Here is a 26,184-nt window from a genome sequence, read left to right on the forward strand (position 1 = left end):
CTCATCGTCCCCGGCCGACCGGCCTCGACAGACATCGCTCAACGGTCCACTTTCTCACCCGTCCCGGACGGGTCCCCGCTTTCCGGCCCGGTGTCCGGTGTCGGGTCACTCGGCTGCTCGGGTTCGCCGCCGCCGCCTTCCGACGTGTCGCTTGCGACGGCGCGCTTCCGGTGGTTGTACATCCTCACACCCGCGAGGACCAGCAGCAGCAGGCCTCCGGCGATCACCAGCAGAACGGTCGGCGTCAGCTCGGAGACCTTCACCGTGAAGGTCATCTCGTCGCCGTACGGCGTCCCGTCCTGGGTGAAGAGGCGGGCCCTGACCTGCACCTGGCCGTTGACGTTGGCGTCCGCGTCGAACTTCACCGACTGGCTGTGGCCGCCCGCGATCGCCACCGGCAGCTGCGCGACCGCGCCGCCGTCGTTGAGCTTGAGACGGGTGGCGTTGTCGGAGGTCAGCCTGAGTACCAGGTGGTCGACCCCCTGCACCAACTGGTTCTGCACGGTGACGGGGATCGTAGCGCTGCGGCCGGAGAGTGTGACGTCCGACTTCGCGATCAGGTTCACCTGGCCGACGAGCCCCTGGAGGTACGTGCGTACCGCATCACGGTACTGCTGGGCCTCCAGCGGCTTTCCACGCCAGGAGGTCGACATCGAGCGGTTGATCGCGTTGCCGAACGGGGTCACCACCCGCTCCGGCTGGGTCAGGATGACCTGGAAGCTGTTCAGCGAGTCCTGGATGGCCCTGATGTCCTGGAACGCCTGGGTGGGCAGTTCCTGGCGGCGCAGCTTCTTCGGGTACGCGGACGAGCCGGGCACGCGGGTGGTCGCCTCGGTGTCCGGCTTGACCTCGGAGGCGGCCACCAGGTCCAGGGACTCCGTCCAGCGGCCGTCGTCGAGCGTCTGGAGAGCCCGTGCCATCGTCTGCGCCTGTGCGGCGGTGGGCATCCGCTGGGGAGCCACCACGATGCTGCGTTCCTTCTCCTCGTCCTGCTTGGTGAAAGCCAGGGTCTGGGAGAGGAAGTTCTGGACGGCGAGCGTGGAGCGTTCGCCCCCCGTCATGTCACCGCCGAAGGCCGTGGAGAGACGGTAGTCGGCCACGACCGCGTTCGTACCGCCGCCGATGGGCCGGGCAGCCGTGGGGGTGTACGGCAGGTTCCCGGTCTCCTTCAGGCTGTCGCTGCGGGCGATCACGTTGTGGGCCCCGGCCGAGGTGGCCACATCGACGATCGACGGATCGACGGCACCGTCCACGGGCCAGGCGAAGTCGGTGGTCGGCGTGGTGTGCAGGACCGTCTCGACCGTGGTCGTCGCCGCTTCGGTGGCGGTCTGCAGATGGCTGAGGGTGCCCGAGACGTTCTTGCCCCGGTGGGCGATGGACGCGAGGTCGGGGTCGGCGAACGGAAGGGCGACGACCTTGCCGCCGTTCACCGCCTTCTGCAGGGCTTCGAGCCATTTCTTCGCGACCGCCTGGTTGGTGCCCGGGACCGTGGTGTCCCCGGACTTGACCCGGTAGGTCCCTGCCATCGCGTCGACGCTCGCCAGCAGATCCGGATCGATCACCCAGGTCACCGGGAGGCCACTGCCCAGGGAGACGAGCTGTTCGAGCCGGCCGCCCGGCTGCAGCTCGGCGGCGAGCTCGTCGTCCTCGAAGACGGGGGTCTGCTGCTCGTCCGAAGCTGTCTCGGCCGTGATGTGCGCGGAGGCGATCAGCGGCCAGAGGAAGGTGAGCTTGGACTTGGAGTCGCTCTCCTCGGGCTGCCAGGGCAGGAAGGTGCGCTGGATGCCGAGGACCCGCTCGTAGGAGCTGACGGACGTCTGCCCGGTCAGGGAGACGGCCAGCTGGTAGACACCGGCGGAGTCCAGGGGCAGCTTGTCCACCGGGACGGAGAGCGAGAAGTCCTGGCTGACGCCCTTGCGGAGCGAGGACACCTGCACGGTGTACGGGTCGCCGAGCGGTTCCGCGTCGACGCCCGGCAGATATCCGGTCCGCTTGGCGTTCGCATCGATCGAGGAACGCCCCGAGAGCCTTGGACCGACCCGGAGGTCCACCTCGGCGTCCTTGATCGTCTCCTTGCCCTTGTTGGTCAGGGTGCCGGAGACGACCAGCGTGTCCCCTTCCACCGGTGCGCTGGGAGTGAGCGAGTTCAGCGCGACGTCGACCGTGCTGGAGACGGCGGCGGCCTTCTCCACCGGGCCGGCGAGGGGAGCCGATGCCGCCGGACCGGCGAGCAGACCGGTCAGCAGGGGCGCCCCCAGCAACACGGACGCTGTACGCCTCATCCACCGGCGAGCAGGAGAGGGATGTGTCCCCTGAGAGTCTGCCGCCTCGGCCACGCGTGTACCCGTCCCTCGTCGTCGTCAGCTGGGGTGTCGATCGCTGTCGGTTCTGCGTCCCCGCATGGTAACGAGGTGCGCTGTGGCGGAGTGCTCCGGACCGCCCCTCATGATCGGCAGAGTCTCGCAGGGCTCCTGGAAACGATGACGCCCGGGCCGGTCGGGGCACGTACCCTTTTCTGTTGTGCCGAACGCCAACGAAGACAAGACCAGCGCCCTGAGCCAGGCGGAGCCCCGTGCGGTCAGCGAACTGCTGCGGGTGTCCCCCGTCGCCGACGACCTCGCCCGCCGTTTCGAGGAAGCGGGGTTCTCCCTCGCCCTGGTCGGCGGCTCGGTCCGTGACGCGCTGCTCGGACGGCTCGGGAACGACCTCGACTTCACCACCGACGCACGGCCGGAGGACGTTCTCAAGATCGTCCGCCCCTGGGCCGACTCGGTCTGGGAGATCGGCATCGCGTTCGGCACGGTGGGCTCGCAGAAGGACGGCTACCAGGTCGAGGTCACGACCTACCGTTCGGAGGCGTACGACCGCACCTCCCGGAAGCCCGAGGTCTCGTACGGGGACTCCATCGAGGAGGACCTGGTCCGCCGCGACTTCACGGTCAACGCGATGGCCGTCGCCCTGCCGCGGAAGGAGTTCATCGACCCGCACGACGGGATGAAGGACCTCGCCGACCGGGTCCTGCGCACGCCCGGAACACCGGAGGCATCCTTCTCCGACGACCCGCTCCGCATGCTGCGGGCCGCACGGTTCGCCGCGCAGCTCGACTTCGAGGTGGCCCCCGAGGTCGTCGCGGCCATGAAGGAGATGGCGGCCCGCATCGAGATCGTCTCGGCCGAGCGCGTTCGGGAGGAGCTCAACAAGCTGCTCCTCTCCGAGCACCCCCGCAAGGGGCTGGGGCTACTGGTCGACACGGGACTGGCCCGGTACGTGCTGCCGGAACTGCCGGCGCTCCGGCTGGAGAGTGACGAGCATCACCGTCACAAGGACGTCTACGAGCACTCCCTGACCGTGCTGGAGCAGGCGATCGACCTGGAGCAGAACGGCCCGGACCTCGTCCTGCGGCTTGCCGCGCTCCTCCACGACATCGGCAAGCCCCGGACCCGGCGCTTCGAAAAGGACGGTCGCGTCTCCTTCCACCACCACGAGGTGGTCGGCGCCAAGATGGTCAAGAAGCGTCTGACGGAGCTGAAGTACTCCAACGACATGGTCAAGGACGTCTCCCGGCTGGTCGAGCTCCACCTGCGCTTCCACGGCTACGGCGACGGCGAGTGGACCGATTCGGCCGTGCGCCGGTACGTGCGCGACGCCGGGCCCCTGTTGGAGCGGCTCCACAAGCTCACCCGTTCGGACTGCACGACCAGGAACAAGCGCAAGGCGAACGCTCTCTCGCGGACGTACGACGCGCTGGAGGAGCGCATCGCGCTGCTCCAGGAGCAGGAGGAGCTGGACTCCATCCGCCCCGATCTGGACGGAAACGCGATCATGCGGATTCTCGACATCGGCCCGGGGCCCGTCATCGGCCAGGCGTACGCGTTCCTGCTGGAGCTGCGGCTGGAGAACGGGCCGATGGGCGAGGAGGCCGCGGCTGCCGCTCTCGTCGAGTGGTGGCGGGCGCGGAGCTGAGTCGCGGGTTCTTCCCGTGCGGCCGGTGTTTCACGTGAAACACCGGCCGCACGGTGGTGGTGGGCGTTGGTGTTTCACGTGAAACACCGGCCGTCTCCGCGGGGCGGGAGTCGGTGGGTCAGGAGGCCGTGGCCGTGCGTCGCCACCGGAACATCGCCAGGGCGACCGCCGCGTAGAGAACGGCCACCCCGGCCACCACGGAGACGGACCGGCCGTCGGTCGGCAGGACGAGCGCGGAGGTGGCGGCCGCGCTCACGAACGCCACGTTGAAGAGCACGTCGTAGAGGGAGAAGACCCGCCCCCGGTAGGCGTCGGCGACCGATGTCTGAACCACCGTGTCCGTCGCGATCTTCGATCCCTGCGTCGCCACGCCGAGCACGAATGCCGCGACCATCAGCGGTGCCGGAGCGAAGGACAGGCCCAGGGCGGGTTCCAGGACGGCCGCGCTCCCCGCGCAGACGACGATCCATCCGTACCGGCCGAACCGGTTCACGGCCCAGGGCGTCACGACCGCGGCGACGAAGAAGCCCGCCCCGGAGATCCCCAGTGCCAGTCCGAGCAGCGCCAGCCCCTCGGACTCGTCGTCCGACCAGGCGTAGCGGCAGAGCATGAGCACCATGACGGTCAGGGCGCCGTAGCAGAAGCGGAGCACCGTCATGGCGATCAGCGCCCGGCCCGCGTCCCGGCGCTCCACCAGATGCCGCATCCCGGCGACGAGCCCTCGCGCGGTGATCCCCAGTGCCGCCCGCAGGTGCACCGCGCTCTCCTGGTCGTCCGGGCCCAGCAGCTTGCGGGGCAGGGTCAGGGATACCAGGGCCGAGAACAGGTAGAGCAGGGCGCCCAGCAGCACCACCACGGCGTCCGAGTCGTCGGCCAGCAGGCGGACGGCGAAGGCGAGTCCGCCGCCGGCGGTGGCCGCCAGTGTGCCGGCGGTCGGGGAGAGCGAGTTGGCGAGCACCAGCCGGTCGGCGTCGACGACACGTGGCAGGGCGGCGGAGAGCCCTGCCAGGACGAAGCGGTTGACCGCCGTGACGCAGAGCGCCGACGCGTAGAAGAGCCACTCGGGCACCGAGCCGAGGATGAGCAGCGCGGTGCAGCAGGCGAGGACGGCTCTGAGCAGGTTCCCGTGGAGGAAGACCTGACGGCGCGGCCAGCGGTCGAGCAGCACACCGGCGAACGGGCCGACCAGGGAGTAGGGGAGAAGCAGGACCGCCATGGCGGAGGCGATGGCGCCGGCCGAGGCCTGCCTCTCGGGTGAGAAGACGACGTGCGCGGCCAGTGCGACCTGGTAGACGCCGTCCGCCGCCTGGGAGAGGAGCCGTACGGCGAGGAGGCGACGGAAGTTCCGAAGGCGCAGGAGTATCCGCAGATCACGCGCGACAGCCATGTGAGCAAGGGTCACATACGCCGAAGGTCCCCGAGCGCGCGGGCTCGGGGACCTTGGACGTCATACCTGCGTGGGCGCGTTTCCGCTCCCGTGCGGGGCGATGCTGTCAGCCGTGGGGCTGGATCAGCGCTCGACCTCGCCGGCGATGAACTTCTCGACGTTCTCGCGGGCCTCGTCGTCGAAGTACTGGACCGGCGGGGACTTCATGAAGTACGAGGAGGCCGAGAGGATCGGGCCACCGATGCCCCGGTCCAGGGCGATCTTCGCGGCGCGGACGGCGTCGATGATGACACCGGCCGAGTTCGGGGAGTCCCACACCTCGAGCTTGTACTCGAGGTTCAGCGGGACGTCGCCGAAGGCGCGGCCTTCGAGGCGGACGTAGGCCCACTTGCGGTCGTCCAGCCACGCCACGTAGTCCGACGGACCGATGTGGACGTTGTCGGCGCCGAGCTCGCGGTCACGGATCTGCGAGGTGACGGCCTGCGTCTTCGAGATCTTCTTGGACTCCAGGCGCTCACGCTCGAGCATGTTCTTGAAGTCCATGTTGCCGCCGACGTTCAGCTGCATCGTGCGGTCCAGGATGACGCCCCGGTCCTCGAAGAGCTTCGCCATCACGCGGTGCGTGATGGTCGCGCCGACCTGCGACTTGATGTCGTCGCCGACGATCGGGACACCGGCCTCGGTGAACTTGTCCGCCCACTCCTTGGTGCCGGCGATGAAGACCGGGAGGGCGTTGACGAACGCGACCTTGGCGTCGATGGCGCACTGGGCGTAGAACTTCGCCGCGACCTCGGAACCGACGGGGAGGTAGCAGACGAGAACGTCGACCTGCTTGTCCTTGAGGACCTGGACGATGTCCACGGGGGCCTCGGCGGACTCCTCGATCGTCTGGCGGTAGTACTTGCCCAGACCGTCGTGGGTGTGGCCGCGCTGGACGGTGACGCCGGTGGTGGGCACGTCCGCGATCTTGATGGTGTTGTTCTCGCTGGCACCGATGGCGTCCGCGAGGTCGAGGCCGACCTTCTTCGCGTCGACGTCGAAGGCGGCGACGAACTCGACGTCGCTCACGTGGTAGTCGCCGAACTGGACGTGCATCAGACCGGGCACCTTGCCGGCCGGATCGGCGTCCTTGTAGAACTCGACGCCCTGCACCAGCGAGGCGGCGCAGTTGCCCACGCCGACGATGGCTACGCGAACCGAACCCATTCCGGTTGCTCCCTGTGTGTAATGGTGGTCCCGACGAGGGCTCCCGCGATGCGCGGAAGCTCCATCAGGCGGTGTCATCGGACGGATCCGGCGGGGTGTCAGCCCGGCGCCGGGGCAGGCCGCCCGTTTCCTCTGCGGTGTCCTGCTGAGAGGAGCCCTCGGGCCCGGACCGTCGCCGGTCCCGTCCCGAACGCTCGCTCTCGATGAGCTCGTTCAGCCAGCGCACTTCGCGCTCCACGGATTCCATGCCGTGCCGCTGCAGCTCAAGTGTGTAGTCGTCGAGTCGTTCCCGGGTGCGGGCGAGAGAGGCGCGCATCTTCTCCAGGCGCTCCTCCAGCCGGCTGCGCCGGCCCTCCAGGACGCGCATCCGCACTTCGCGTTCCGTCTGGCCGAAGAAGGCGAAGCGAGCCGCGAAGTGCTCGTCCTCCCAGGCGTCCGGGCCGGTGTGCGAGAGCAGTTCCTCGAAGTGCTCCTTGCCCTCAGCCGTCAACCGGTACACGATCTTCGCCCTGCGCCCCGCCAGTGAAGAGGCGGGCGTCGCGAGATCGGCCGGGGCGGTGCTCGGCTCCTCGATCAACCAGCCACTGGCAACCAGCGTCTTGAGGCAGGGATACAGAGTGCCGTAGCTGAAGGCGCGGAAGATGCCCAGCGAGGTGTTGAGGCGTTTGCGCAGCTCATAGCCGTGCATCGGGGACTCGCGGAGCAGTCCGAGGACGGCGAATTCGAGGATGCCGGAGCGTCTGCTCATCTTCGCCTCCTCCGTTGCCGTGTGGTCCCGTGATGCTCGGATCGGGCACTTATGCCGCCCTGATGTATCGACTCGATACATCTGCACGATAGATCGGCCCGCAGGGTTCGGCAAGGGCTGCCTTCGTGAACGGCGTCACATCACTAATTCGTAGCAAGCGACTTGCGTCATTTGGGGTGAACTTCGGCCCTAGATGGGTTTTGAGCGTGCGTAGTCTGTCCGGCATGCAGATCACCGGGAACCGCGAAGCGCCGCATGGCGTCAGAACACGCGGACTGCCGGATGTACTGCGGATGTGCCTTCCGCAGGGCTTGTCCGCAATTCGGGGGGACCGGATCTCAACTGCCGCTTCCAGGCGCTCTCGCCTGCCCGAGGAGTAGTCGTTCGATGAGCGAGCACCGTCGCAAAACGCCTCAACCGCAAGACGGGGGGCGTGCCGCGGCCCGACGAGCCGCGCCGCAGTCAGCAGGACGCCGCGCAGCACCATCACCGAGGGTGACGCAAGAGTCACCCTCGGGCCCGTACGCCGAGGAACGTCCGCCGGGAGGCCGCGCCGAAGCGCGTCGCGCCGCTCAGCGCGGCGGCCGGCGGCGCGGGGCCGAGGGCCCCGGCTCCGGGGGGCCGGGCGGCGGCGGGGGAGGTGGCCGGCGTCGCGGCGGGGGCTCGGAGGGCCCCGGGCGGGGCCGGGGGGACGGTGGGCCGGGCAAGAAGCGGATCATCGACTACCCGCGCTACGGCAAGTACGGGTTCCGCCGCTGGGTGCCCTCGTGGAAGCTGGTCTCGGGCCTCTGTCTGAGTTTCCTGGGACTTCTGATGGGTGTCGCGGGCGTCTCGTACGCGCTGGTGCAGATGCCGGAGGTCAGCAAGGCGGCCAAGGCGCAGAACAACGTCTACTACTGGTCCGACGGCTCGCAGATGGTGGCGACCGGTGGTGAGGTGAACCGCCAGGAGATCAGCTACGCGCAGATCCCGGCGGCCATGCGGTACGCGGTGATCTCGGCCGAGAACAAGTCGTTCGAGACGGACCACGGCATCGACCCGATGGGTATCGCGCGCGCCCTGTTCAACATGGCCAAGGGCGGTGAGACCCAGGGTGGGTCGACGATCACCCAGCAGTTCGTGAAGAACTCGATGCTCACCCAGGAACAGACGATCAGCCGTAAGTTCAAGGAACTGTTCATCACGCTGAAGGTCGGCAGCAAGATGGACAAGGACGACGTCATGAAGGGGTACCTCAACGTCTCCTACTACGGCCGGGGTGCCTCCGGGCTCCAGGCCGCGGCGCGTACGTACTACGGCAAGGACGCCACCGAGCTGAACCCGAGCGAGTGCGCCTTCCTGGCCACCCTGCTGAAGGGCGCCAGCTACTACGACCCGGCCGGTGCTCCCGAGGTGGACCCGGAGCAGGCCACCGCCGAGAAGAACCTGGTCCGGGCCAAGAAGCGCTGGGGCTGGATTCTCGACGAGGAGGTCAAGGACGGCCACCTCTCCGCGGCGGAGCGGGCCAAGTACACCGAGTTCCCGATGCCGGTCGCGCCGAAGAAGAGCGCGCAGCTCAGCGGTCAGACGGGCTATCTGGTCGACCTGGCCAAGAGCTACGTCCTGGACAACGTCAAGGGACTCACCTCCGACACCCTCGCCCAGGGCGGCTTCGAGATCCACACGACCTTCGACAAGAAGAAGGTCCAGAAGCTCAACACCGCCGTCAAGCGGGTCTACGACGAGAACATCGACCCCAAGAAGCGTCCGGAGTACGACACCAACGTCCAGTTCGGCGGTGCGTCGGTGGACACCGCCACCGGTGCCATCATCGCCATCTACGGCGGGCAGGACGCCACCAAGCACTACACCAACAACGCCAACCCCACGGGTGCGCAGGTCGGTTCGACGTTCAAGCCGTTCGTGCTCGCCGCGGCCATGGAGTACGGCAAGCGGGACCCCGAAGGGGGCGAAGTCCAGAGCGAGTCCGAGCGCACCCCGGTCTCGCCGAAGAGCATCTACAACGGCGACAACGAGCTCAAGATCAATGACTACACGGGGACGCCCTGGGAGAACGAGGAGGGCAAGCAGTGGCTTCAGACCAACGACGACCACACCTCCTACGGTGATGTCGACCTGCGGTACGCCATGCAGGAGTCGATCAACTCGCCCTTCGTCCAGCTAGGCATGGACGTCGGTACGGACAAGGTGAAGGACGTCGCGATGGCGGCGGGCCTGCGCGACGACGACTACATGGCCGATTCCCACGTTCCGTCGTTCTCCATCGGCACGTCCTCCCCCAGCGCGATCCGGATGGCGGCCTCGTACGCCACGTTCGCCACCAGCGGCAAGCAGAACGAGCCCTTCTCGGTCACCGAGGTCAAGCAGGGCGGTGAGGTCGTCTTCCGGCACGAGAAGAAGACCAAGACCGCCTTCGACTCCGCCGTCGCCGACAACGTCACCGACGTGCTGAAGAACGTCGTCGAGCACGGCACGGGCACCTCCGCCCAGCTTCCCGGCCGGGAAGTGGCGGGCAAGACGGGCACCACGGACGAGAACAAGTCGGCCTGGTTCGTCGGGTACACCCCGCAGATCTCCACCGCCATCAGCATGTTCCGGATGGACGACAACGAGAAGCACAAGGACCGTGCCTTCCAGAAGATGTTCGGCACCGGTGGCCAGGAGAAGATCCACGGCGCGTCGTTCCCCGCGCAGGTCTGGCACGACTACATGGTCGACGCGGTGAAGGGCACGAAGGTCGTGGAGTTCCCCACTCCCGAACCCATCGGCGAGAAGGTCTACGGCGGCGGCGCGAGCCCGAGCCCGTCCCCCTCGCCGACCCCCAGCGCGTCTCCCACACCGTCCGAGGAGCCGTCCGAGGAGCCCACTCCGACGACCGCTCCCCCCACCACCCCGGCACCGACCGAGACCTGCAAGACCTGGGGCTGGAGCACCTGCGTCCCAGACGGGACCAATGCCGGAGCGGCAGCCGGTACGGACACGGCGGGAGCGGCGGCCGGCACGGACACCGACGGCACGACGACCGGGACCGATCCCACGGCGACCGCCACCGACGAAGCCGACGACGTAGGAGACATCTTCGGTTCGAGCCGGGGCAACGGCAACGGCAACGGATAGCCGAACTGCCGGCTCCCGATCAGGGCCGTCTCCGAGGGCCGTCCGCACCTGGCGAGGTGCGGGCGGCCCTCCGCCGTGTCCGGCGGTCCCCCGCCTCCCGCACAGCCCCGTACGGCAGGATGTGGCGCATGCCAAGCGCAGAAGAGACCATCGAGGACCAGGAGCGGGCCGTCGCACCCACGCGACGGGACGAGATCGCCGCTGCGGGCAGCGAGTTGATCGGCGGACCGGCGGGCCGGTTCGCACGATTCGGCGGCGGAGGGCTGACGGCCGTGCGCGTGGTCGCCCTGGTGGCGATCGGGATGTTCGCGCTCGGCATGGTGCAGAAACTCCCCTGCTACAACTGGGCCTGGTTCAGGGGCGCCAGCTCGCAGTACACGCACGCCTGCTACTCCGACATCCCCCACCTGTTCGTCGGACGGGGCTTCGCGGACGGGCTGCTGCCGTACTTCGACCGGCTCGGCGGGGACATGCAGTACCTCGAATACCCGGTCCTGACCGGGCTGTTCATGCAGGTCGCCTCCTGGCTCACGCTCACCCCGGACACCGACCCGATGATGCAGCGCGAGCAGATGTACTGGCTCGTCAACGCCGGCCTGCTGATGATCTGCGCGGCCGTGGCGGTCGTGTGCGTCGCGCGCACCCACCGCCGCCGTCCCTGGGACGGGCTGCTGGTCGCCCTGGCGCCCGCCTTCGCGCTCACCGCCACGATCAACTGGGACCTGCTGGCCGTCGCCCTGACCGCCGCGGCGATGCTCATGTGGTCGCGCGGGCGGGCGGTGGCGTTCGGTGTCCTGATCGGCCTGGCGACGGCGGCGAAGCTCTACCCCGTCCTGCTGCTCGGACCACTGCTGCTGCTCTGCTGGCGCGCGGGGAAGTGGCGGCCGTTCCTCGTCGCCGCCTTCTCGGCCGCGGCGGCCTGGCTGGTGGTGAACCTGCCGGTGATGCTGTACGCCCCCGAGGGGTGGAAGAAGTTCTACACGTTCAGCCAAGAGCGTTCCGTCGACTTCGGGTCGTTCTGGCTGGTCCTCTCGCAGCGCATCGAACGGCCCATCGAAGTCTCCGTGGTGAACACGGCCTCGGTGGTGCTGATGGGGCTCTGCTGCCTCGGCATCGCGGCGCTGGCGCTCGCGGGGCGGCACCGGCCGAGGTTCGCCCAGCTCGCGTTCCTCGTGGTGGCTGCCTTCGTCCTGACGAACAAGGTCTACTCACCGCAGTACGTGCTCTGGCTCATCCCGCTCGCCGCGCTGGCACGTCCGCGCTGGCGGGATTTCCTGATCTGGCAGGCGTGCGAGGTGCTGTACTTCCTCGGCATCTGGATGTACCTCGCCTATTCGAGCAGCGGTGACAAGCACCAGGGCCTGCCGCAGGACGGCTACCAGCTCGCCGTCGTCCTGCACCTGCTGGGCACGCTCTACCTCGTCGCCCTGGTCGTACGGGACATCGTGCGGCCGGACCGGGACGTGGTGCGGCAGGACGGCTCGGACGACCCCTCGGGCGGTGTGCTCGACGGGGCGCCGGACGTGTTCGTACTGGCCCCCATGGGCACCCGGGAGTTCGACGAGGAGGAGTTCTGGGGCGAACCGGCGGGTTGGGGAGCGGTGCGCGGCGGCGGGGCCGGCGACTGACGCCGGCCGGCCCCGCCCCGAGGTTCCGTCAGCGCTCGACGAGACGGTCGAACTGCGTGGTGGTGTGACGCAGATGTGCCACGAGTTCGTCGCCGACCCGCGGCTCCTGCGCGTCCGACGGCACGAAGAGGATCGACACCTGCATGTGCGGCGGCTCGGCGAACCAGCGCTGCTTGCCCGACCAGACGAACGGCGACAGGTTGCGGTTGACCGTGGCCAGCCCGGCCCGCGCGACGCCCTTGGCGCGCGGCATCACGCCGTGCAGGGCCTTGGGGGCCTCAAGACCGACCCCGTGCGACGTACCGCCGGCGACGACCACGAGCCAGCCGTCCGACGCGGCCTTGCCCTGCCGGTAGCCGAAGCGGTCGCCCTTGACGACGGGGGTCACGTCCAGCACGGCCCCGCGGTACTCGGTGGCCTCGTGGTCGCCGAGCCAGAGCCGGGTGCCGATGCGGGCACGGAAGCGGGTCTGCGGGAACTGCTGCTGCAGCCGGGCCAGCTCCGCCGCCTTGAGGTGGCTGACGAACATGGTGTGCAGCGGCAGCCGGGCGTTGCGCAGCCGGTCCATCCAGCCGATGACCTCCTCCACCGCGTCCGAACCGTCGGTGCGGTCCAGCGGGAGGTGAAGCGCGAAGCCTTCGAGACGTACGTCCTCGATGGCGGCGTGGAGCTGGCCCAGCTCCTCCTCCTTGACCCCGTGGCGCTTCATCGAGCTCATGCACTCGATGACGACCCGGGCGCCGACGAGTCCGTGCACCCCGTCGACGGAGGAGACCGAGCGGATCACGCGGTCGGGCAGCGGAACCGGCTCCTCGCCCCGCCGGAACGGGGTGAGGACGAGCAGGTCCCCGCTGAACCAGTCCTTGATCCGGGCGGCCTCGTAGGTCGTCCCGACCGCCAGCATGTCCGAGCCGAAGCGGATGGCCTCGTCGGCCAGGCGCTCGTGCCCGAAGCCGTAACCGTTGCCCTTGCAGACCGGCACGAGCCCCGGGAACTGATCGATCACGGACTTCTGGTGCGCCCGCCAGCGCGCGGTGTCGACGTAGAGGGAGAGCGCCATGGCCGGCCCGGAACCTTTCTGGTGGCTGCGGTGTGTCTGAAGATCGCAGAACGTACGGAGGGATCCAACGGAGCGAACGGGCCCGGTCGTTGGCCGGACCTGCCGCGTCAGCGTCGCGACATGTAGATGTCGAGCGCCTTGTGCAGGAGCTTGTTGAGCGGGAAGTCCCACTCGCCGACGTACTCGACGGCCTCGCCGCCGGTGCCGACCTTGAACTGGATCAGGCCGAAGAGGTGGTCGGTCTCGTCGAGCGAGTCGCTGATGCCGCGCAGGTCGTAGACGGTCGCGCCCATCGCGTACGAGTCGCGCAGCATGCGCCACTGCATGGCGTTGGAGGGCCGGACCTCGCGTCCGATGTTGTCGGAGGCGCCGTAGGAGTACCAGACGTGTCCGCCGACGACGAGCATGGTCGCGGCCGAGAGGTTGACCCCGTTGTGGCGGGCGAAGTACAGCCGCATCCGGTTGGGGTCCTCGGAGTTGAGGACGGACCACATGCGCTGGAAGTACGAGAGGGGGCGCGGGCGGAAGTGGTCGCGCACGGCCGTGATCTCGTAGAGCCGCTGCCACTCGGCGAGGTCTTCGTAGCCGCCCTGGACGACCTCGACACCGGCCTTGTCGGCCTTCTTGATGTTGCGGCGCCACAGCTGGTTGAAGCCCTTGAGGACGTCCTCCAGGGAGCGGTTCGCCAGCGGCACCTGGAAGACGAAGCGGGGCTGCACGTCACCGAAGCCGGCGCCGCCGTCCTCGCCCTGCTGCCAGCCCATCTTGCGCAGCCGGTCCGCGACCTCGAACGCGCGCGGCTCGATGACCGTCGCCTCGACGTCCCGCAGACGCTTCACGTCCGGGTCCTGGATGCCGGCCTTGATGGCGGTGGAGTCCCAGCGGCGGATGACGACCGGCGGGCCCATCTTCACCGAGAAGGCGCCCTGCTGCTTGAGGTGGGCGAGCATCGGCTGGAGCCACTCGTCCAGGTTGGGCGCGTACCAGTTGATGACCGGGCCCTCGGGGAGGTAGGCGAGGTACCGCTTGATCTTGGGGAGCTGTCGGTACAGCACCAGTCCGGCGCCGACGATCTGACCGGCCTTGTCGAACCAGCCGAGGCTCTCCGACCGCCACTCCGTCTTCACGTCAGCCCACGCCGGGACCTGGCAGTGACTGGCCGCGGGCAGGCTCTGGATGTACGCCAGATGCTGCTCGCGGCTGATGGTCCTCAGGGTCAGGCTCATGCGGGGCGCTCCTCGGCAGGTGTGTCCCCATCGGTCAGGGGCTCCGGCTCTCGCGCCGAAGCCTACTGTGAGCGGGGAGCGCCCGTTCTGGCCCGTACGGCACTTGGCCGCGAGCCGGTCACGCAAGGGCCCCGGCGGGTTGCCGCCGGGGCCCTGACGGGAGCGGGCCGGACCGTCCGAGGACGGGAACGCGGTGGTCAGCTGATCACGCCGCCGAACAGCCCTCCGTGGGCCATTCCGAGGTAGAAGCCCACGGCGGAGGAGCCGATGCCCATGATCAGGGCGAACCGCTCCCAGGTCGTCCTGGAAATCCACATCCCGTAGCCGCCGACCAGGATGCCGACGAGCCCGGCCCATGAGCTGAGCAGGTGCAGGTTGTGGAACATGGCCGTCACGAAGGCGAGGACACCGAGCACCCCGGTCACCACCATCAGGGTGTCCTGGAGCGGATGGGGCCTGCCGTCCGTGGCGAAGAGGGAGCCGGTGGGGCGGTTCCGCGGGCGGGTGTGCGCTACCTGGGCCATGAAAGTGCCTCCTGCCGAAGGGGCGGCGCACTGAGACGCCGCTCACATCCGATATGTACAGATTGCGCATCCTTGGCCCTGGATTTCAACCCGGGGGCCCATGGCAGGTAGTCTGTACGGTCTGCACCGGTGTCTGCCTTGAGCCTGCCCGGCGGCCCTCCCTCCGAGGAGCCCGCCGAGTCCGCTGTTTCACCCGACGGACACCGATGCGTACGCATCACGACCCTCCTGCCACGGAACGACCGTGGCCGCTGAGTCCAAAGGAGGTGGGTTCCACATGCGTCACTACGAGGTGATGGTCATCCTCGACCCCGATCTGGAGGAGCGCGCTGTCTCTCCCCTGATCGAGAACTTCCTCTCCGTCGTCCGCGAGGGCAACGGGAAGGTTGAGAAGGTCGACACCTGGGGCCGTCGTCGGCTCGCTTACGAGATCAAGAAGAAGCCCGAGGGCATCTACTCGGTCCTCGACCTGCAGGCCGAGCCTGCGGTCGTCAAGGAGCTCGACCGCCAGATGAACCTGAACGAGTCGGTCCTCCGGACCAAGGTCCTCCGTCCCGAGACCCACTGAGCTTCTAGCTCAGTGGTCATCGGGTTCGAGTAGCAGCAAGCAGCAAGCAATCCCCGCCGAGAGGTTCATCCATGGCAGGCGAGACCGTCATCACGGTCGTCGGCAATCTCGTCGACGACCCCGAGCTGCGCTTCACCTCGTCCGGTGCGGCGGTCGCGAAGTTCCGTGTCGCGTCCACACCCCGCATCTTCGATCGGCAGACCAATGAGTGGAAGGACGGCGAAGGCCTGTTCCTCACCTGCTCGGTCTGGCGTCAGGCGGCGGAGAACGTCGCGGAGTCGCTTCAGCGAGGCATGCGCGTCATTGTGCAGGGCCGGCTGAAGCAGCGGTCCTACGAGGACCGTGAGGGCGTCAAGCGCACGGTCTACGAGCTGGATGTCGACGAAGTCGGCCCCAGCCTGAAGAGCGCCACGGCCAAGGTCACCAAGACCGCTGGTCGCGGTGGCCAGGGTGGCCAGGGCGGCCAGGGTGGATACGGCGGCGGCCAGCAGGGCGGCGGCAACTGGGGCGGCGGTCCCAGTGGCGGTGGCCAGCAGGGCGGCGGCGGCGCTCCCGACGCCGACCCGTGGGCAACCGGCGCACCCTCCGGCGGCCAGCAGGGCGGGGGCCAGGGCGGCTGGGGCGGAAGCTCCGGCGGTTCCAGCGGCGGCGGCTACTCGGACGAGCCTCCTTTCTAGGTCCGGCTCGTACCCCCACTTCTTGATCACACAGGAGAAACACCATGGCGAAGCCGCCTGTGCGCAAGCCTAAGAAGAAGGTCTGCGCGTTCTGCAAGGACAAGACCCAGTACGTGGACTACAAGGACACGAACATGCTGCGGAAGTTCATTTCCGACCGCGGCAAGATCCGTGCCCGCCGCGTTACCGGCAACTGCACGCAGCACCAGCGTGACGTCGCCACGGCAGTCAAGAACAGCCGTGAGATGGCGCTGCTGCCCTACACGTCCACCGCGCGATAAGGGAAGGGTGACGCAAACATGAAGATCATCCTCACCCACGAGGTCACTGGCCTCGGTGCCGCCGGCGACGTCGTCGACGTCAAGGACGGATACGCTCGCAACTACCTGGTCCCGCGTGGCTTTGCCATCCGCTGGACCAAGGGCGGCGAGAAGGACGTGGCGCAGATCCGCCGCGCCCGCAAGATCCACGAGATCGCGACGATCGAGCAGGCCAACGAGATCAAGGCCAAGCTCGAGTCCGTGAAGGTCCGTCTGGCTGTTCGCTCCGGCGACGCCGGCCGCCTCTTCGGCTCCGTCACCCCGGCCGACGTCGCCTCGGCGATCAAGGCTGCCGGTGGCCCGGAGGTCGACAAGCGTCGTGTCGAGTTCGGTTCGCCGATCAAGACCCTTGGCGGACACCAGGTGTCCGTGCGCCTGCACCCTGAGGTTGCGGCGCAGCTCGGCGTCGAGGTTGTCGCTGCCTGAGGCAGTGCTCGTACGAGTTAGGTGAAGGGCCGTACCCCGCGGGGTACGGCCCTTCGTCGTTTCCCGCGCGGTCGTTTCCCGCGTGGTCGTCTTCCGCGCGGTCGTTCAGGTGACGTCGTTTCACGTGAAACATGAGCTTCTGGGGGAGGCCCGGCTGTTTCACGTGAAACATGGCTTTCGTCTCCGAACTTCTGACCCCTTGAGCAGCTCCTGAGCTCTGAGCTTTGAGCCCTGAGTCCTGAGCCCCTGCCTCGCCCGGGGCCGGATCAGCGGGTGGCGCCGGTGACGACCCAGCGTCCCGAGCGGGCGCGCAGCCAGAGGGTGATCAGCCGGACGGCCATCATCAGGTCCATGGCCCACCAGAGTGCGGTGAGCCCGCCGCCGAGGGTGGGGATCAACAGGGCGACCGGGGCGAAGACGGCCAGGGTGACGATCATGGCCAGCGCCAGATACCGCCCGTCCCCGGCGCCCATGAGTACGCCGTCCAGGATGAAGACCACGCCAGCGATCGGCTGGGAGACCGCCACCACCAGCAGCGCGGGCAGCAGGGTGTCGCGTACGGAGGGGTCGCTGGTGAAGAGCGGGATGAAGAGAGGCCGGGCGAGCACGATGAGGCCGCCGAGCACCACCCCTGCGGCGAGGCCCCACTCCACCATCCGGCGGCACGCCTCGCGTGCGCCCTTCGCGTCGTCGGCACCGAGATACCGCCCGATGATCGCCTGGCCGGCGATGGCGATGGCGTCCAGGGCGAAGGCTGTCAGGGTCCAGAGCGAGAGGACGATCTGGTGAGCTGCGATGTCCACGTCACCGAGGCGCGCGGCGACCGCGGTGGCGATGACCAGTACCGCGCGCAGCGAGAGCGTACGGATCAGCAGCGGGACACCCGCCTGGGCGCTCGCGCGGATGCCCGCCACGTCGGGACGGAGCGACGCCTTGTGCCGGCGGGCTCCGCGGACGACCACGGTCAGGTAGGCGGCAGCCATGCCCATCTGTGCGATCACGGTGCCCCAGGCGGACCCCGCGATGCCGAGGCCGGCGCCGTAGACCAGGGCCGCGTTGAGGATCGCGTTGGCGGAGAAGCCCCCGATGGCGACGTAGAGCGGGGTGCGGGTGTCCTGGAGTCCGCGGAGTACCCCGGTCGCCGCCAGCACGACGAGCATGGCCGGTATCCCGAGCGTCGAGATGCGGAGGTAGGTCGTCGCGTACGGGGCGGCAGTCGAGGAAGCGCCGAAGATGTCGACGATCCATGGCGCGGTGGGAAGAACGGCGGCGACGACCAGGGCGCCGAGGAGCAGGGCGAGCCAGATGCCGTCCATGCCCTGTCGGATCGCGGAGGCGAGATCGCCCGCGCCGAGGCGGCGGGCGACGGCCGCGGTGGTGGCGTAGGCGAGGAAGACGAAGACGCTGACGGCGGTCGACAGGAGAGCGGCGGACACCCCGAGCCCGGCCAGTTGCCGGGTGCCGAGGTGGCCCACGATCGCGCTGTCCACCATGAGGAAGAGAGGCTCGGCCACGAGTGCGCCGAAGGCGGGCACGGCGAGGGCGATGATCTCCCGGTCGTGCCGTCGTCGACCGGATGCGGTTGTCGCGGGGGCCTTGGTCATGAGAGCCAATCCAATCTTCCACAGGTAATACATGCAAGCCCTTTGTGATCCTTACTTTTGCCAGGGCTGTGCACTGGGCCACGCGCCGTTCGTGATGATCTTGAGCGATGCGGGAAAGTTTTTCTCCCCCACAGTCAGTGGACGGAGAAAAGCCAGGTCAGGGGTGTGTGCACGCTGATGCTATGAGTTTGTCCACAGTGCTGTCCCCCGCTCCGTGCACAGGAACGGCGGACTTCTCCACAGCATCTGGTCGGTCGTCCACATGCCCTGTGGATAACCAGATTGGCTGACGGTGCTGAGCGGCCTACCGTGGACCGTCGCCCGTACTCCGACCGTGCTCGCGAACGCGTTGAGATCGAAGCGCCGGAAGCGGAGTCGGGTGTCCTGTTTGTCGGTGCCGTGCCGTAAGAAAGAGTGGCATGGCTAGGTCCGCGAAGCGGACGGGAGGAGGTGGCCCGGTGAGCATTCCCGAGCCTTTGGACGAGCCCTGGGCCGACGTCGGTCCCAGTGACCGGCTGCCTGTCTCCCGCCAGCGTCGCGGTGAGCGTAGTGACCGCGGCGGACGGGACGACCAGCACGACCGGGACCGCGACAGCGGCTGGGACGGCGGCTCCCCGGGGTTCGAGCGGGTTCCCCCGCAGGACCTGGACGCCGAGCAGTCGGTGCTCGGCGGCATGCTGCTCTCCAAGGACGCCATCGCGGAGGTCGTGGAGGTCATCAAGGGGCACGACTTTTACCGCCCCGCCCACGAGACCGTCTTCACGGCCATCCTCGATCTCTACGCCAAGGGCGAGCCGGCCGACCCGATCACGGTCGCCGCCGAGCTGGTCCGGCGTGGCGAGATCACCAAGGTCGGCGGCGCCCCGTACCTCCACACCCTCGTCCAGTCGGTGCCGACCGCGGCGAACGCCTCGTACTACGCCGAGATCGTCCACGAGCGTGCCGTACTGCGCCGCCTGGTCGAAGCAGGTACGAAGATCACACAGATGGGCTACGCGGCCGACGGGGACGTCGACGAGATCGTCAACTCCGCCCAGGCCGAGATCTACGCCGTCACCGAGCAGCGCACCAGCGAGGACTATCTGCCGCTCGGCGACATCATGGAGGGGGCGCTCGACGAGATCGAGGCGATCGGCTCCCGCAGCGGGGAGATGACCGGTGTCCCGACCGGGTTCACCGATCTCGACGCGCTGACCAACGGCCTGCATCCCGGTCAGATGATCGTCATCGCCGCCCGTCCCGCCATGGGTAAGTCGACCCTGGCGCTGGACTTCGCCCGGGCCTGTTCGATCAAGGGAAACCTTCCGAGCGTGATCTTCTCCCTGGAAATGGGGCGGAACGAGATCGCGATGCGTCTGCTCTCGGCGGAGGCACGGGTGGCGCTGCACCACATGCGCTCGGGCACGATGACGGACGAGGACTGGACCCGGCTGGCCCGGCGGATGCCGGACGTGTCGGCTGCCCCGCTGTACATCGACGACTCGCCCAACCTCTCCATGATGGAGATCCGGGCGAAGTGCCGTCGTCTGAAGCAGCGCAACGACCTGAAGCTGGTGGTCATCGACTACCTCCAGCTGATGCAGTCCGGTGGCGCGAAGCGCGCCGAGAGCCGTCAGCAGGAGGTCTCGGACATGTCCCGAAACCTCAAGCTGCTCGCGAAGGAGCTGGAGCTCCCGGTCATCGCGCTTTCCCAGCTGAACCGAGGTCCCGAGCAGCGGACGGACAAGAAGCCGATGGTCTCCGACCTCCGTGAGTCCGGCTCCATCGAGCAGGACGCCGACATGGTCATCCTGCTGCACCGTGAGGACGCGTACGAGAAGGAATCGCCCCGCGCCGGTGAGGCGGACCTGATCGTCGCCAAGCACCGTAACGGCCCCACCGCGACGATCACCGTGGCCTTCCAGGGCCACTACTCCCGCTTCGTGGACATGGCACAGACCTGATCCGCCGCTTTCGCGGGTTCCCGGGACGCGTGGCGACACCCCGTGGCCAACAGGGCGCGGGACGGAGACCAGCTTTCTGGGCGGGGCAGGCGCTCGGCTCGGCCGGCTGCCACCATGCTGAGATGGCTCACGACATCGTGTTCTTCCTCGCTCCGGACGACGAGAGCGCCGCCGCGACACGCCGTCGGGGACCTGGCCCGGCGTTTGCTTCGGTGGCCTGCCGTTTCATGGAGCCGGACCGTGCCATCGCGGAGTGGGACATGTACTTCGTGGAGCCCTCTGCCGAGGTCCCGCCGATCGAGCAGCTCCTTGCGTGGCGGCCCTGGCCGGAGTGGGTCACCGCGCCCTTGAACGATGGCATCGAGGTGTTCGCTCTGCCGCCGCGGTTGGTCCGGGCGCTGGCCGACGCCAACCCGACCGAGTTGGAAGAGCTCGGGGTCCGCTGGACCGCGAGGCTCAGAGCTGACGACGGGGACGAGATGACCGACGATGATCTGCCGGCGGTCCTGCGAGGAGTGTCCCGGCTGGCGGCATCCGCGGTCACCACGGGTGGCGGCCTCTACAGCTGGAGCTACTGACCGCCAGGACCCGTCCGCAGGATGCCGTGGACCGGGCGGCCCGTCGCTGCGTCTTCACGCGGGGACCGGTACACCTTCCTCGTACGGGCTGATCATGGTGTTGAAGAAGCCGTCCGAGGGTCCCTCCAGGTAGGTCGGCAGGTTCTCCAGGAAGGCGCGCAGCGGGGGCGTCGCGTTGTGGCGGTCGAGGTCCTCCTGGGAGCGCCAGACCTCGTACAGGAAGAAGCGGCCGTCCTCGTGCTCGTGCAGGTGGTACTGCAGGTTGCCGGGTTCCTGCCGGGTGGGTTCCACGAAGGAGAGGAGAATGCGCCGGACCTCGTCCGCGCGCTCCGGCCGGGGCCGGAGGAATCCGTAGAGGGCGATGGGGCGAGCCGTGTTCCGTGTGTTCGTCATGGCTGCGACAGTAGGATCTCTCATCCGTGTGAGGTTCAAGCGGTTGTGAGGAGCGCCACATGAAGATCGGTGAGCTGTCCGAGGTGACGGGTACCTCTGTCCGGCTGCTGCGCTACTACGAGGAGCAGGGCCTCCTGGAGTCCCACCGCCTCGCGAGCGGCCACCGCCGTTACGAGGACGGCGCCCCCGCCGCAGTCCGCCGCATCCGCTCGTTCCTGGACGCGGGTCTGCCGACCCGGGTCATCCGGGATCTGCTGCCGTGCGTCGGTGGGGACGGCACGGTCGACGGCTGCAGGCTGGAGGTTCTCCAGGATCACCTGCGGGGTCTGGACGACCGGATCTCCGCGCTGTCGGACGCGCGTACGTCGCTGACCGGGTTCATCACCGCCACCCAGGCCCGCGAGGGTGCGTCCGCGCCCTGACCCGTGTAAGCGCCCTGGCCGGTGCACCGGCCAGGGCGCTTCGGAGCGGAATGGATTCGCGAGGCGACGCCGCTTTCGATCATTCTTCGTTCCATGACGTCATGGAACGAAGAACTGCTGCCGGCCACCCGACGGGCCCTGCTGCACCGCACCGCCACCGCCCAGCGGGAGGGGCGCACCCCCTCGATGGTGGCCGGAGTGCTCCGGGACGGACGGATCGGCTGGAGCGGGGGGCGCAGTTGTGTCGACGGACATGAGCCCGACAGCGACACGCAGTACCGGATCGGCTCGATCACCAAGACCTTCACCGCCGTCCTGGTGCTCCGGCTGAGGGACGAGGGGCTGCTCGATCTGGACGACCAGGTGGAGAAGCACCTGCCGGGCTCGGGCGTCGGGGACGTGAGCATCCGTCAGCTCCTCGGCCACGGGGCCGGGCTCACCGCCGAGACCCCGTCCCCGTGGTGGGAGCGGACGCCGGGGGAGACCCGCCCCGACCTGGCCGCCGTCCTCGGCGAGCAGCCCGTCCGGCACCCGGCCGGTCTCCGTCACCATTACTCGAACCCCGGGTACACCGTGCTCGGTTCCCTTGTCGAGGCCGTGCGCGGGGACTCCTGGGAGGCGCTGCTGCGGCGCGAGATCCTTGAGCCGCTGGGGATGCGTCGTACGAGCGCGGACCCCCAGGCTCCGCACGCGGGAGGCTGGGCCGTGCACCCGTGGGCCGACGTGTTGCTGCCCGAGCCGAGCCATGACCTGGGGCTGATGGCCCCCGCCGGGCAGCTCTGGTCGACCGTGGGAGACCTGCTCACCTTCGCCCGCTTCCTCGCCGAGGGGGACGACCGGGTCCTGAGCGCCTCCTCGGTCCGGGAGATGCGGGCCCCCTCGGTGCCGCTCGAAAGCGGCGACTGGACGGGTACGTACGGGCTCGGGCTCCAGGTTGTCCACCGGGACGGGCGCACCCTCTTCGGGCACTCGGGTTCGTTGCCCGGCTTCCTGGCCTGCCTCTGGGTGTGCGCGGAGGACGACGTGGCCGCCGTCGTGCTCACCAACGCGACCTCAGGGCCCCCCATCACCGAGGTGGCCCAGGACCTCGTGCGGATCGTCGCGGAGGTGGAGCCCCGCATCCCGGAACCCTGGCGCCCGCTGCCGGAGGTCGACCAGGACCTGCTGGCCCTGACCGGACCCTGGTACTGGGGCACCCAGCGGTACGTGGTGAAGCTGCTCGACGACCGCTGCCTGGAACTGGCTCCGCTGACCGGTTCCGGCCGGGGTGCGAAACTCCGGGCTGAGCCGGACGGCAGCTGGACCGGACTCAACGGGTACCACGCGGGGGAGCGGCTGCGGATCGTGCGGAACGCCGACGGGTCGGTGGCCCATCTCGACCTGGGCTCCTTCGTCTTCACCCGTGAGCCCTACGACCCGGCGGCCGCCATCCCCGGGGGCGTGGACCCGGAGGGCTGGCGAGGGCTGGCTCGCTGAGAGCAGCATCCGGTGCGCCCCGTCCGGTCCGGTGTTTCACGTGAAACACCGGACCGGACAGCCCTGGGCCGGTGAACGGCGGGCTCAGAGCGCGAGCTTGAATCCCACGTGGCTCGGGGTGAAGCCGAGACGCTCGTAGAAGCGGTGCGCATCCGTCCGGGTCGCGTCCGAGGTCAGCTGGACCAACTGGCACTCCTGGCGCCGGGATTCGTCCACGGCCCACTGGATCAGCCGGGTACCGAGTCCGTTGCCGCGCTCCTCGCTGTGCACCCGGACACCCTCGATGACGGAACGGGTGGCACCCCGCCGTGACAGGCCGGGAATGATGGTGAGTTGGGCCGTGCCCACCACCTGGTCGCCCCGTACGGCGACCATCAGATACTGGTTCGCGTCGTCCGTGAGGCGGCGGTACGCCTTCTCGTACGGTGAGAGGTCGTCGGGCGACTCGCGCTGCGCGCCCAGGGGATCGTTGGCGAGCATCGAGACGATGGCCGGGACGTCGGCCAAGGTCGCGGGCCGTATCAGCAGTTCCGTCATGATCGGCACCCTACGCAGCGCGTGCCGTGGCTCCCCGTCGGGGCGGTACTCCCGCTCCGCCGGAGAGTGTCTACGCCGGGACCTTGAGCCCCTCGACCGCCCTCACGAGCGGCGCCAGTTCGGGGTGCTCGGCCGCTTCGTCCAGGGCGTCCCGCAGGGCGGTGTCGTTGGTGGGCCGGGCCTCGGTGAGCAGGGCGAGGCCCGCTTCCGTCACGTCGGTGTAGATGCCCCGGCGGTCCGTGTCGCAGAGGTACCGGGTGAGCAGTCCCCTGTCCTCCAGGCGGGTCACCAGGCGTGTGGTGGCGCTCTGGCTGAGCACGACGGCGTCGGCCACCTGCTTCATCTGGAGATGGCCGCCCGGGCCCTGGTGCTGCCGGCTCAGGACGTCCAGCAGCGAGTACTCGCGGACGCTGAGGTCGTGACCGGTCTGCAGGGCCCGCTCGATGTGCGCCTCGATCCTTCCGTGCAGCAGGGAAAGAGCGCACCAGCCCTGCGACAGGGCGGTCAGGGCGGGGTCCGTCGCGGTCATCGTCTCTCCTCCGTGCGGGAGCTGCTTGCCTCCAGGATAGGGGACGTACGCAATAGCCCGCGCTTGCAATTAACCAGCGTCTGCAATTATTGTGGACGCTCGTAAGGCGCAGACGCAATCTTCAGGAGAGGTGAATCCATGCCGCTGGCGCTTCTAGCCCTCGCCATCGGGGCTTTCGGAATCGGGACCACCGAGTTCGTGATCATGGGGTTGCTCCCCGAGGTGGCCGCGGACTTCCAGGTGTCCATCCCGACCGCGGGCTTCCTGGTCACGGGGTACGCGCTCGGTGTGGTCGTGGGCGCCCCGCTCATGACGCTGCTGGGCACCAAGGTCAGCCGCAAGCGCATGCTGATGCTGTTGATGGGCCTCTTCATCATCGGCAATATCGTGTCGGCCCTGGCCCCGGTCTTCGGCGTCATGATCGTCGGACGCGTGATCGCCTCGCTCGCCCACGGAGCCTTCTTCGGCATCGGATCGGTCGTCGCGGCCGATCTGGTGGCCCCGCAGAAGAAGGCCGGTGCCATCGCCATGATGTTCACCGGACTCACCGTCGCCAACGTGGTCGGTGTTCCGCTGGGCACGTACATCGGTCAGACCGCCGGCTGGCGGGTCACCTTCCTCGTGGTCGCCGCCCTCGGCGTGCTCGGCCTGCTCGGCGTGGCGAAGCTCGTACCCGAGCAGCCCCGTCCCGAAGGCGTACGGCTCCGTCATGAGCTGGCGGCCTTCCGGAACGTGCAGGTCCTGCTGGCCATGGCCATGACCGTGCTGGGCTTCGGCGGCGTCTTCGCCGCGATCACCTACATCACCCCGATGATGACCGGGATCGCCGGCTTCGCGCCGTCCTCGGTCACCTGGCTGCTGGTCCTCTTCGGGATCGGCATGGTGGCCGGCAACCTGCTGGGCGGAAAGTTCGCGGACCGGCATCTGATGCCGATGCTCTTCGTCACGCTCGGGGCCCTCGCGGTCGTGCTCGCCCTGTTCACCGTGACCGCGCACAACAAGGTCGCCGCAGCCGTCACCGTCGTCCTCATCGGCGCCCTGGGATTCGCCACCGTGCCGCCCCTGCAGAAGCGGGTGCTGGACCAGGCTTCGGGTGCTCCGACGCTGGCCTCGGCGGTCAACATCGGCGCCTTCAACCTGGGCAACGCGCTCTCCGCCTGGCTCGGCGGCATGGTGATCGCGGCCGGCTTCAGTTACACCGCACCCAACTGGGTCGGCGCCGCACTCGCGGGAGCCGCCCTGATCCTCGCCGTGCTGTCCAGCCTGCTGGAGCGCCGCCAGGCACGGGACGGCCGGATCGTCGCCTCGCACACCCCCGAACCGGCCGCCGCGACCGCGGCCCGGTCCTGACTCACCCCCTCCGGGCGGTTCGCGCGAGCGCCCGCCTTCCCCACCCCCATCACGGATCACGCAGGAGAACACCATGAGCACCACCACCCGCACCGCCGTCGCCCCGCTCACCATCGAGGACGCGGAGACCCTGATCGAGGCCGCCCGTACCGCCGCCGAGGCGGCCGGTGTCGCCGCCGCCGTCACCGTGCTCGACGCCGGCGGGAACCTGCTCGCCTTCCGCCGGGACGACCGCGCCGTTCTCATCGCGGGCGAGACCAGCACCCGCAAGGCCTACACCGCGCTGCAGCTGAACTCCCCCACGGCCGACCTCGTGGACGCCGTCCAGCCCGGCGGGATCTTCCACTCGCTCACCACCGCGCTCGACCGCCCGCTGCTCTTCATCGCGGGCGGCGTGCCGGTGCACCGCGACGGTCAGCTGATCGGCGCCGTGGGTGTCGGTGGCGGTGCCCCCGAGCAGGACCACGGCTTCGCCACCGGCGCCGTCGCCTCGCTGGTCTGA

The 26,184-nt window shown here is 68.9% G+C and carries 24 protein-coding genes; 13 read left to right on the forward strand and 11 right to left on the reverse strand.

The window, feature by feature from the left end; all coding sequences use genetic code 11:
- Positions 1-38: 38 nt before the first annotated feature.
- The gene (locus ACWCWD_RS04520; RefSeq protein ID WP_450770171.1) at positions 39-2,336 is read right to left on the reverse strand and encodes a DUF6049 family protein; all 2,298 of its coding nucleotides are present in this window, start codon (positions 2,334-2,336) and stop codon (positions 39-41) included.
- A 184-nt stretch (positions 2,337-2,520) separates the two neighbouring features.
- Between ACWCWD_RS04520 and ACWCWD_RS04525 the strand changes: the two genes are divergently transcribed.
- Entirely contained in the window at positions 2,521-3,963 is a 1,443-nt protein-coding gene (locus ACWCWD_RS04525; protein ID WP_450770172.1) for a CCA tRNA nucleotidyltransferase, read from the forward strand.
- A gap of 118 nt (positions 3,964-4,081) precedes the next feature.
- On the opposite strand, the gene ACWCWD_RS04530 is transcribed toward ACWCWD_RS04525, so the two are convergent.
- The 3 genes from ACWCWD_RS04530 to ACWCWD_RS04540 all read right to left on the reverse strand — a co-directional run bounded on the left by ACWCWD_RS04530 (position 4,082) and on the right by ACWCWD_RS04540 (position 7,304).
- The gene (locus ACWCWD_RS04530; protein ID WP_450770174.1) at positions 4,082-5,350 is read right to left on the reverse strand and encodes an MFS transporter; all 1,269 of its coding nucleotides are present in this window, start codon (positions 5,348-5,350) and stop codon (positions 4,082-4,084) included.
- A 123-nt stretch (positions 5,351-5,473) separates the two neighbouring features.
- Entirely contained in the window at positions 5,474-6,556 is a 1,083-nt protein-coding gene (locus ACWCWD_RS04535) for an inositol-3-phosphate synthase (RefSeq protein ID WP_390964085.1), read from the reverse strand.
- A gap of 64 nt (positions 6,557-6,620) precedes the next feature.
- A complete protein-coding gene (locus tag ACWCWD_RS04540) occupies positions 6,621-7,304 on the reverse strand; it encodes a helix-turn-helix transcriptional regulator (protein ID WP_450770175.1) in 684 nt (227 codons plus the stop codon).
- 387 nt (positions 7,305-7,691) lie between these two features.
- On the opposite strand from ACWCWD_RS04540, the gene ACWCWD_RS04545 reads away from it, so the two are divergent.
- Positions 7,692-10,421, forward strand: coding sequence for a transglycosylase domain-containing protein (locus tag ACWCWD_RS04545; RefSeq protein ID WP_450770177.1), 2,730 nt, complete (start codon positions 7,692-7,694; stop codon positions 10,419-10,421).
- Between the two features lie 128 nt (positions 10,422-10,549).
- Positions 10,550-12,049 carry a glycosyltransferase family 87 protein gene (locus ACWCWD_RS04550; RefSeq protein WP_450770179.1) on the forward strand — a complete coding sequence of 500 codons (1,500 nt, stop codon included), beginning with the start codon at positions 10,550-10,552 and terminating at the stop codon, positions 12,047-12,049.
- A 28-nt stretch (positions 12,050-12,077) separates the two neighbouring features.
- Here ACWCWD_RS04550 and ACWCWD_RS04555 read toward each other — a convergent pair whose 3' ends face one another.
- The 3 genes from ACWCWD_RS04555 to ACWCWD_RS04565 form a co-directional block, all read right to left on the reverse strand.
- On the reverse strand, positions 12,078-13,109 hold the full coding sequence (locus ACWCWD_RS04555; protein WP_390964081.1) for an alanine racemase: 1,032 nt from the start codon (positions 13,107-13,109) through the stop codon (positions 12,078-12,080).
- Between the two features lie 107 nt (positions 13,110-13,216).
- Entirely contained in the window at positions 13,217-14,335 is a 1,119-nt protein-coding gene (locus tag ACWCWD_RS04560; protein ID WP_450770181.1) for a lipid II:glycine glycyltransferase FemX, read from the reverse strand.
- A 197-nt stretch (positions 14,336-14,532) separates the two neighbouring features.
- The gene (locus tag ACWCWD_RS04565; protein ID WP_450770182.1) at positions 14,533-14,859 is read right to left on the reverse strand and encodes a hypothetical protein; all 327 of its coding nucleotides are present in this window, start codon (positions 14,857-14,859) and stop codon (positions 14,533-14,535) included.
- Positions 14,860-15,136: 277 nt separating this feature from the next.
- Here ACWCWD_RS04565 and rpsF point away from each other — a divergent pair, with 277 nt between their 5' ends.
- The 4 genes from rpsF to rplI all read left to right on the forward strand — a co-directional run bounded on the left by rpsF (position 15,137) and on the right by rplI (position 16,850).
- Positions 15,137-15,427: a 30S ribosomal protein S6 gene (rpsF, locus tag ACWCWD_RS04570; protein ID WP_266706588.1), complete on the forward strand. Its 291-nt coding sequence runs from the start codon at positions 15,137-15,139 to the stop codon at positions 15,425-15,427.
- A gap of 71 nt (positions 15,428-15,498) precedes the next feature.
- On the forward strand, positions 15,499-16,104 hold the full coding sequence (locus ACWCWD_RS04575) for a single-stranded DNA-binding protein (RefSeq protein ID WP_390964077.1): 606 nt from the start codon (positions 15,499-15,501) through the stop codon (positions 16,102-16,104).
- 44 nt (positions 16,105-16,148) lie between these two features.
- A complete protein-coding gene (gene rpsR, locus ACWCWD_RS04580) occupies positions 16,149-16,385 on the forward strand; it encodes a 30S ribosomal protein S18 (protein ID WP_003967857.1) in 237 nt (78 codons plus the stop codon).
- Between the two features lie 18 nt (positions 16,386-16,403).
- Complete coding sequence (rplI, locus tag ACWCWD_RS04585) at positions 16,404-16,850, forward strand: 50S ribosomal protein L9 (protein WP_266706586.1); 447 nt, start codon at positions 16,404-16,406, stop codon at positions 16,848-16,850.
- Between the two features lie 266 nt (positions 16,851-17,116).
- Here the strand turns inward: rplI and ACWCWD_RS04590 are convergent, their stop codons facing one another.
- Positions 17,117-18,454 (reverse strand): MATE family efflux transporter, encoded by a 1,338-nt coding sequence (locus tag ACWCWD_RS04590; RefSeq protein WP_450770185.1) that lies wholly within the window; start codon positions 18,452-18,454, stop codon positions 17,117-17,119.
- Between the two features lie 476 nt (positions 18,455-18,930).
- Between ACWCWD_RS04590 and dnaB the strand changes: the two genes are divergently transcribed.
- A complete protein-coding gene (gene dnaB / locus ACWCWD_RS04595) occupies positions 18,931-20,397 on the forward strand; it encodes a replicative DNA helicase (protein WP_450770379.1) in 1,467 nt (488 codons plus the stop codon).
- Positions 20,398-20,519: 122 nt separating this feature from the next.
- Positions 20,520-20,975, forward strand: coding sequence for a hypothetical protein (locus ACWCWD_RS04600; RefSeq protein ID WP_450770187.1), 456 nt, complete (start codon positions 20,520-20,522; stop codon positions 20,973-20,975).
- A gap of 54 nt (positions 20,976-21,029) precedes the next feature.
- On the opposite strand, the gene ACWCWD_RS04605 is transcribed toward ACWCWD_RS04600, so the two are convergent.
- The gene (locus tag ACWCWD_RS04605) at positions 21,030-21,368 is read right to left on the reverse strand and encodes a putative quinol monooxygenase (RefSeq protein ID WP_450770189.1); all 339 of its coding nucleotides are present in this window, start codon (positions 21,366-21,368) and stop codon (positions 21,030-21,032) included.
- Between the two features lie 59 nt (positions 21,369-21,427).
- Here ACWCWD_RS04605 and ACWCWD_RS04610 point away from each other — a divergent pair, with 59 nt between their 5' ends.
- Positions 21,428-21,790: a MerR family transcriptional regulator gene (locus ACWCWD_RS04610; protein WP_450770190.1), complete on the forward strand. Its 363-nt coding sequence runs from the start codon at positions 21,428-21,430 to the stop codon at positions 21,788-21,790.
- Between the two features lie 93 nt (positions 21,791-21,883).
- On the forward strand, positions 21,884-23,266 hold the full coding sequence (locus tag ACWCWD_RS04615) for a serine hydrolase domain-containing protein (protein ID WP_450770192.1): 1,383 nt from the start codon (positions 21,884-21,886) through the stop codon (positions 23,264-23,266).
- Between the two features lie 84 nt (positions 23,267-23,350).
- Here ACWCWD_RS04615 and ACWCWD_RS04620 read toward each other — a convergent pair whose 3' ends face one another.
- On the reverse strand, positions 23,351-23,803 hold the full coding sequence (locus tag ACWCWD_RS04620) for an N-acetyltransferase family protein (protein WP_450770193.1): 453 nt from the start codon (positions 23,801-23,803) through the stop codon (positions 23,351-23,353).
- 70 nt (positions 23,804-23,873) lie between these two features.
- A complete protein-coding gene (locus ACWCWD_RS04625) occupies positions 23,874-24,332 on the reverse strand; it encodes a MarR family winged helix-turn-helix transcriptional regulator (protein WP_450770194.1) in 459 nt (152 codons plus the stop codon).
- A 138-nt stretch (positions 24,333-24,470) separates the two neighbouring features.
- On the opposite strand from ACWCWD_RS04625, the gene ACWCWD_RS04630 reads away from it, so the two are divergent.
- Positions 24,471-25,682, forward strand: coding sequence for an MFS transporter (locus ACWCWD_RS04630; RefSeq protein ID WP_450770196.1), 1,212 nt, complete (start codon positions 24,471-24,473; stop codon positions 25,680-25,682).
- A gap of 73 nt (positions 25,683-25,755) precedes the next feature.
- The gene (locus ACWCWD_RS04635; protein ID WP_450770197.1) at positions 25,756-26,184 is read left to right on the forward strand and encodes a GlcG/HbpS family heme-binding protein; all 429 of its coding nucleotides are present in this window, start codon (positions 25,756-25,758) and stop codon (positions 26,182-26,184) included.

It is taken from the genome of Streptomyces sp. NPDC001493 (assembly GCF_053597235.1).

Coding starts and splice junctions, on each gene's coding strand:
- ACWCWD_RS04635 (WP_450770197.1), top strand. CDS start 25,756: ATGAGCACCACCACCCGCACCGCCGTCGCCCCGCTCACCATCGAGGAC.
- ACWCWD_RS04575 (WP_390964077.1), top strand. CDS start 15,499: ATGGCAGGCGAGACCGTCATCACGGTCGTCGGCAATCTCGTCGACGAC.
- ACWCWD_RS04625 (WP_450770194.1), bottom strand. CDS start 24,332: ATGACCGCGACGGACCCCGCCCTGACCGCCCTGTCGCAGGGCTGGTGC.
- ACWCWD_RS04540 (WP_450770175.1), bottom strand. CDS start 7,304: ATGAGCAGACGCTCCGGCATCCTCGAATTCGCCGTCCTCGGACTGCTC.
- ACWCWD_RS04630 (WP_450770196.1), top strand. CDS start 24,471: ATGCCGCTGGCGCTTCTAGCCCTCGCCATCGGGGCTTTCGGAATCGGG.
- ACWCWD_RS04610 (WP_450770190.1), top strand. CDS start 21,428: ATGAAGATCGGTGAGCTGTCCGAGGTGACGGGTACCTCTGTCCGGCTG.
- ACWCWD_RS04600 (WP_450770187.1), top strand. CDS start 20,520: ATGGCTCACGACATCGTGTTCTTCCTCGCTCCGGACGACGAGAGCGCC.
- ACWCWD_RS04535 (WP_390964085.1), bottom strand. CDS start 6,556: ATGGGTTCGGTTCGCGTAGCCATCGTCGGCGTGGGCAACTGCGCCGCC.
- ACWCWD_RS04545 (WP_450770177.1), top strand. CDS start 7,692: ATGAGCGAGCACCGTCGCAAAACGCCTCAACCGCAAGACGGGGGGCGT.
- ACWCWD_RS04560 (WP_450770181.1), bottom strand. CDS start 14,335: ATGAGCCTGACCCTGAGGACCATCAGCCGCGAGCAGCATCTGGCGTAC.
- ACWCWD_RS04590 (WP_450770185.1), bottom strand. CDS start 18,454: ATGACCAAGGCCCCCGCGACAACCGCATCCGGTCGACGACGGCACGAC.
- rpsF (WP_266706588.1), top strand. CDS start 15,137: ATGCGTCACTACGAGGTGATGGTCATCCTCGACCCCGATCTGGAGGAG.
- ACWCWD_RS04555 (WP_390964081.1), bottom strand. CDS start 13,109: ATGGCGCTCTCCCTCTACGTCGACACCGCGCGCTGGCGGGCGCACCAG.
- rpsR (WP_003967857.1), top strand. CDS start 16,149: ATGGCGAAGCCGCCTGTGCGCAAGCCTAAGAAGAAGGTCTGCGCGTTC.
- rplI (WP_266706586.1), top strand. CDS start 16,404: ATGAAGATCATCCTCACCCACGAGGTCACTGGCCTCGGTGCCGCCGGC.
- ACWCWD_RS04530 (WP_450770174.1), bottom strand. CDS start 5,350: ATGGCTGTCGCGCGTGATCTGCGGATACTCCTGCGCCTTCGGAACTTC.
- ACWCWD_RS04565 (WP_450770182.1), bottom strand. CDS start 14,859: ATGGCCCAGGTAGCGCACACCCGCCCGCGGAACCGCCCCACCGGCTCC.
- ACWCWD_RS04550 (WP_450770179.1), top strand. CDS start 10,550: ATGCCAAGCGCAGAAGAGACCATCGAGGACCAGGAGCGGGCCGTCGCA.
- ACWCWD_RS04615 (WP_450770192.1), top strand. CDS start 21,884: ATGACGTCATGGAACGAAGAACTGCTGCCGGCCACCCGACGGGCCCTG.
- ACWCWD_RS04605 (WP_450770189.1), bottom strand. CDS start 21,368: ATGACGAACACACGGAACACGGCTCGCCCCATCGCCCTCTACGGATTC.
- ACWCWD_RS04620 (WP_450770193.1), bottom strand. CDS start 23,803: ATGACGGAACTGCTGATACGGCCCGCGACCTTGGCCGACGTCCCGGCC.